Source organism: Bradyrhizobium sp. LeoA1Lang (genome assembly GCF_055413685.1).
The window spans coordinates 1-5328 of record NZ_JBVAPG010000290.1 but is presented as its reverse complement, the minus strand read 5'-3'; the positions used below and the strand labels follow the sequence as shown (position 1 = coordinate 5328).

Genomic DNA, 5328 nt, shown 5'->3' with positions numbered 1-5328 from the left:
TCGCGACATCGTAGCCCTGTGCGGCAGCAAGCCGCGCGGTCGCCGCGCCGACGCCACGACTTCCACCTGTTATCAGAATGAGCGGCGCCTGCGCGATCGTATCCATTGAGCGAACCTCCATGTGGTGGTGGGATGGTGATCTAGGACTCGCGCGATCCCGCGGCGGAGCTCTGCAGATGGGGCCGCAGCGCCAGCACAAGCGGGACGATCAGGGCGGCAGTCGCCGCCGAGGCCAGCACGCCGATCGTCCGACTGCTGTGATCGGCAATCGCGCCGTAGAGGATCGGCGCAAGACCTCCTGCGCCGATGACGCTCGTATAGAAGACCGCGAAAGCCCGCCCCGTATCGCCTTCGGAAAGCTCCGGCACGGTGCCATAGAGCACCGAAGAGGTACCGTTCAGCACGATGCCGAGCAACGGCAGCAGGATGAGCGTTGGCGTCAGTGGCGTGAACAGGGTCGCCACGATGAGCAAGGCGGTTGCGGCCTCGGTCACCATGACGCTGGCGACGACACCCAGCCGCTCGCCGAGCCAGCCGCATGTCGCCTTGCCGAACGCGCCACCGATGAACAGTAGGGCAAGCGCGACTCCAACGGCCGGCAAGCCCCCGCCCTGTCCATGGATGAGGAAGGGCAGAAACAGCAGATATCCCATGCGGGTCGCCGTATCGAGCGCGCCGATCGTCGTGAGGATGCCAAAGCCGCCGCGGCCGCGGCCGGACGTCGCCTCTCCCGTGACATTCCTCGTGACCGAAGCCGCCGGTGCCAGCGACACCAGCGCGACCACCAGGACGATTCCAAGCACCGCCATCAAGCCCAGCACCGATTGCCAGGCGAAGATCGGCAGCAGCACCGCGATGAGCGCCGGCAACGCGGCTTTTCCGAGATCGCCGGAAAAGTTGTAGATGCCGAGCGGACGTCGCGACGCAGTGCCATAGCTGTCGGTCACGAGCATCGAACCACGTGGGTGCTGGATGCTTGATCCGATGCCGGCCACGACGAGGCCGACGCAAAGACCCGCAAAGCCGAACGGCAGAGCCATGATCAGCAAGCCCCCCGCCGCAGCGACGGTGGACAGGATCAGCGCCGCGCGCGGCGACAAGCCGCGAACAGCTCGGTCGGCCGGGATCTGCATGCCCCCCATCGTCCCGAAATACAGTGCGCGCACGACGGCGAGCGCCGCATAGGACAGGCCGAACTGCGCCTGCCAGACCGGCAGGAAGGCATAGAGACCGTCGGTATAGCCGTCATGAAGCGCGTGGGTGAGGCACGCGGCCAGCAGGCTGCGCGATTTCGCCGGGGCCGATGAGCCTGATGCGGTTTCGCGCGGACGGCTCGTAGCCGCCATCGCTGCGTCGTTCATGTCGATTCCTCCGCTTCCGGGGAGCTCTTTCGGTGATAGAAAATCTACATCGCGATCCGTTTCGGACCCGCCGGTGCGCTGATGCTCGCGAAGAATCCACTCTGGACTATTGAGGCGACCGTCACAAATCAGTAATAATCGAGCTATGAGTTAGGATTTCTACCTAATGAGTATTCCCGTCCAGCGCAGGACCTTGCCACCGCTCAACGCCGTCCGCGCTTTCGAGGCGGCAGCTCGCCTTGGCAGCTTCAAGGAAGCGGCGATCGAATTGGGCGTGACACATGGCGCAATCAGTCAGCAGGTGCGCCTCCTTGAGGATCGGCTGGGAGCGCCCGCGCTGTTCTGGCGATCGACGCGGCGGGTCACGCTCACACCCGCCGGCACGGCGCTGCTGGAGGAGATCGGCCCGGCGCTCGACCGCATTTCGTCCGCTGTCCAGCGCCATCACGCGACACGCGGCGAAGTGCCGGCCGCCGTGCTGCGCGTCAACGCGCTGGCGACGTTCAGCATGCGCTGGCTTCTTCCCCGGCTGAGCCGTTTTCGCGACGAGCGACCCGACATCGAGGTCCGCCTCACCACGTCAAACGACCCGATCGACGCGCTTGCCGACACGTTCGACGTGGTCATCCGCGGCGGCCCGGATTCGTTTCATGGCTTTGCGTCCCGGCTGTTTCTTTCGGAACGCCGATTGCCGGTCTGCAGCCCCGCACTCGTCGCGAAGCTGCCGCTGGCGGACGTTTCCGATCTCGCGCAGCACACGTTGCTGAACGTCACGTCGATGCCGCGGCTATGGCGCGATTGGCTGGTGCAAGCCGGACAGCCTCGCGTCACCCCGGCGGCGATGCTGACATTCGATCATTTCTTCCTGACCATTCAGGCGGCGATCGATGGTTTGGGCGTGGCGATGGGACCAACCGCCCTAATCGCCGACGACGTCGCGGCCGGCCGCCTGATCGCGCCGTTTCCCGATGTCAGTCTTCCGGCCAGGAGCTACTTCGCCTACTTGCCCGCGGGGAGCGAAAGCGGCTCACAGACGGCGGTGTTTTGCGATTGGTTGGAACAAGAAGGGCAGCAATCCGCCGGCAACACAACGGCCGCATGACGAACAGATCGTGCCGCTTCGGCTGGCAAAACCCTCGAACGTTCCGCAGAGGCTACTGTTCAACGCTCTTATGGACCATTGCAGCTGGTCCCGACTTCGGTTCTGCGCAAATCCCGGACCCGAGCCGGACATGCTACAACGTCGGTTAAGGGCACTTGCCGATGCAAATGTCAGCTTCGGGTCTTGGCCGTGTAAAAACGTCTGAGGAGGACGCGGGTTATGAGGTCCGGGACTGGGTGTCTCATGCCGCGATCGCAGCGATGAGCGGCTTGACCCCGACAATGTTCATGACCCGCGTCAGATTGTAGGCCAAGACGGATAGTGCCATCTCGGCGGCTACTTTCGGAAGCGTTTTGGTCAGGAAGTGTGTCGCTCCCATGCGGGCCTTCATCGTGCCGAACGGATGCTCGACCGTTTCTCGACGCTGGCGCATGGCTTGTGGATTTGCATCAAGGCGCTGCTGGACAGCATCGAGCACGTGCTCATGCTCCCATCGTGTAATCCGCCGCTCTGGCCCTGTCGTGCATTGGGACTTGAGTGAGCAGCTTTGACAGGCCGTGGTCCAGTAGCGCCGCAGCATCTTGCCGTCTTCTTCATTCGTGTAGCGATATGGCAGCCGCTCTCCAGCTGGATAGGCGTCTTCTTCCGGCAAATAGACAAAGTCCTGCTTGCCGAAGCGCCCTTTCGATTTGGCGCCCGACGTTAGCGGCTTGGGCAGAGTCACTGTGATGCCGGCCTCGTGGCACGCAAGGATCTCCGGGCTGTTGAAGTAGCCGCGATCGGCTACAGCCTCGAGCGTTTCCGTCTGGAGAACATCTTTTGCCTGCTTGCCCATGTTAGCAAGTTGCGCCCGATCCGAGCCGCTGTTCGTCACCTCATGCGTCACAATCAGATGGTGCTCGGTGTCCACGGCGATCTGTACGTTGTAGCCGACGACGCCGGAGCCCCGGCCGCTCGTCGCCATCGAGCGGCTGTCGGGATCGGTCAGGGAGATTTGCTGATCGGGCGACGCAAGCATCTGCTTCTCGTAGACAGCAAGCTTGCCCATTTCCTCCTTCAGCTTCGACAGCTTATCGGTAAGCCTTGTTACCTTCGTGGCCAGCGCTTCCGTCGGCTCCTGTCGGTCGGCCGTGTCAAGTTGGCTCAGATAGCGCGCGACGCTCTCCTCCAGCTGCGCACGCCGCCGTTCCACCTTCGCGCGCGTGAAGTTTTTGTCCCGGTTGTTCACCGCTTTGAACTTGCTGCCATCGATGGCGACGCTCGTCGTCGCGAGAAGGCCCATTTCACGGCAGAGTTCGACGAAACGCGCACATACCTTGCGTAGTGCCTGGCCGTTGTTCTTGCGGAAGTCCGCGATCGTCTTGTGATCAGGAGCGAGACGACCCAGCAGCCACATCACCTCGACATTGCGTCCGGCCTCCCGTTCCAGCCGCCGGCTGGACTGCACCCGGTTCAGATAGCCATAGATGTAAAGCTTGAGGAGCACCGAGGGGTGGTACGACGGCCGGCCAGTCGCCGCCGGCTCCACACCCTCAAAACTCATCTCAGCCAAATCGAGCGCATCGACAAAAGCGTCGATCACGCGAACAGGGTTGCTTCGTCAATGAAATCATCGAGGCATTCGGGCAACAGCCTCCACTGCCCACGATCTGCCTCTTCAACGAAGCGCCTCATCAATTCCCCCGCAGAATCACGAGAGAACCATAACAGTGGCGCAGCGTTTTTACACAGCCAGGGCCAGAAGCTGACCCGCGCCACTTCAGCGAGGGTCAGAGACAAATCAGGCAACTCTTTTAGGCTTTACCTCAATGACATCTGGTGCCTCAGAAACGGGGTCTGGGCCGGCTTGGATCACGCCGTCGTGACGAATACGCAGCCCAGAGTGAGGATCAATCCCCAGCCGCTCGAACAGCGCTCGCAGTTCTGGCCGGTTGCCGTCTCCACAAAGAGCGGCGATAGAATGAAACTTGTGCATGTCGTGCTCCTACGTGTGTTAAGTCACGATAGGATTTCACACAGATCGATCCACCCGATTTCTGAATGGCTCGCTACGCCAGCACGAATCGGCTTTGGGTCAAACTGCGAAGAACTCAACGTGAGGCAATCTCGTCCGCCACGTACCAGTAAGCGGACTTCGACGATGCGCGCCAACACTTCGCCGATGGGCCATGTGTGGACCAATACGGCAGGTCTGCCCACAGATACTGAGCACGCTTCCTCACCCCCAACCACGATCGACCGCGCCGCAGCGTTATCTCGCAAGTGCCGCCTTGTAGGACCGGTTGAAATGGACACAATATGCTCGCTTCGGGATCGAGGAGGATGCCATGCCCGAAGCACCAAGCGACATTGATTATACGGTTGATGTAGGCAGACACGAGACGATGCTCCGTGCGAACACACCCAAAGGAGAGGAATTTCTCGGCGGCGCTGACCTTACAATGTCCAATGAGGAAGCGCATACATTCATACAGGATGCCCGCGCAGCAGGGCTGACGGTCAAATCGTTTTTCTAGCAGCTTCGCAAAGAGGCGCTCGGCTTCGTCGATATTTTCAAGGCGCTCGGAAAGCGAAAGTAACCGGCCCCAGCGGCCCGCGCGTTAGTCGCGGCTGTTTTTCGTTACAGCAAAAACGCCAGGACTACGCACGCCGCGGTAATGCACATCGCCAGTACGAATATCACTATGACCATATCGCCGACCATATCGCCTCGTTCGGGTTGGCCTACCTGAGAGCAACTAGTGGTTCATCACAGTGGTTTTGACTCTTTGGCTGCAGCGGGATAGGCGCGGCGGAGTTTGGCGCGGGCTTTGTCGGTTGTGAACATCCATTTGATGCGGTCTCGCGTTTTATTTCGCTGCCGCT

Annotated in this window: 4 protein-coding genes and 1 pseudogene; 2 read left to right on the top strand and 3 right to left on the bottom strand. The window is 61.4% G+C overall.

Going from position 1 to position 5328, the window contains the following annotated elements:
* Positions 1–140 precede the first annotated feature (140 nt).
* Positions 141–1361 carry an MFS transporter gene (locus ACZYOF_RS41860; RefSeq protein WP_463719407.1) on the bottom strand — a complete coding sequence of 407 codons (1221 nt, stop codon included), beginning with the start codon at positions 1359–1361 and terminating at the stop codon, positions 141–143.
* 166 nt (positions 1362–1527) lie between these two features.
* Between ACZYOF_RS41860 and ACZYOF_RS41855 the strand changes: the two genes are divergently transcribed.
* Entirely contained in the window at positions 1528–2463 is a 936-nt protein-coding gene (locus tag ACZYOF_RS41855) for a LysR substrate-binding domain-containing protein (protein ID WP_463719406.1), read from the top strand.
* A gap of 241 nt (positions 2464–2704) precedes the next feature.
* On the opposite strand, the pseudogene ACZYOF_RS41850 reads toward ACZYOF_RS41855, so the two are convergent.
* Positions 2705–4137, bottom strand: a pseudogene (locus ACZYOF_RS41850) (IS1182 family transposase).
* Positions 4138–4243: 106 nt separating this feature from the next.
* On the bottom strand, positions 4244–4438 hold the full coding sequence (locus tag ACZYOF_RS41845) for a hypothetical protein (RefSeq protein WP_282532166.1): 195 nt from the start codon (positions 4436–4438) through the stop codon (positions 4244–4246).
* 352 nt (positions 4439–4790) lie between these two features.
* On the opposite strand from ACZYOF_RS41845, the gene ACZYOF_RS41840 reads away from it, so the two are divergent.
* Positions 4791–4979 (top strand): hypothetical protein, encoded by a 189-nt coding sequence (locus ACZYOF_RS41840; protein ID WP_463719405.1) that lies wholly within the window; start codon positions 4791–4793, stop codon positions 4977–4979.
* Positions 4980–5328 lie beyond the last annotated feature (349 nt).

Excerpts from the sequence above, each read along its gene's own strand:
- ACZYOF_RS41845 (WP_282532166.1), bottom strand. The coding sequence starts at position 4,438 with ATGCACAAGTTTCATTCTATCGCCGCTCTTTGTGGAGACGGCAACCGG.
- ACZYOF_RS41840 (WP_463719405.1), top strand. The coding sequence starts at position 4,791 with ATGCCCGAAGCACCAAGCGACATTGATTATACGGTTGATGTAGGCAGA.
- ACZYOF_RS41860 (WP_463719407.1), bottom strand. The coding sequence starts at position 1,361 with ATGAACGACGCAGCGATGGCGGCTACGAGCCGTCCGCGCGAAACCGCA.
- ACZYOF_RS41855 (WP_463719406.1), top strand. The coding sequence starts at position 1,528 with ATGAGTATTCCCGTCCAGCGCAGGACCTTGCCACCGCTCAACGCCGTC.